Source organism: Staphylococcus pasteuri (genome assembly GCF_030547725.1).
Classification (GTDB): Bacteria; Bacillota; Bacilli; order Staphylococcales; family Staphylococcaceae; genus Staphylococcus; species Staphylococcus pasteuri.
On the sequence record NZ_JAUOQO010000958.1, the window covers coordinates 1 to 236 of the forward strand.

A 236-nucleotide genomic window follows, 5' to 3' on the forward strand; every position below is an offset into this window, starting at 1 on the left:
GGGATAACGGTCGTAGAAGTGTCCGTTGCCCATACATACCGCTTGCGCAGCACGGCGCTAAACGTGAGCGCGTCCAAATCGGTCGTATTGCCGGTGAGTTGGTAGCGGCGAACCCCGCTCGCATTGTCGCCGAGGTCAATCGCCACACCAACACAGCCTTCGGTCACATCGAAATAACCGGGGCCGTTGGGCTGAAACTGATATTCGAGCGGCTTGATTTCGTAATATTGCCCCTC

The 236-nt window shown here is 56.8% G+C and carries 1 protein-coding gene; it reads right to left on the minus strand.

Features of this window, described 5'->3' with window-relative positions; translation table 11 throughout:
* Positions 1 to 236 (minus strand): hypothetical protein (locus Q4528_RS16030; protein ID WP_303522754.1); only part of this gene is annotated, 236 nt, incomplete at both ends.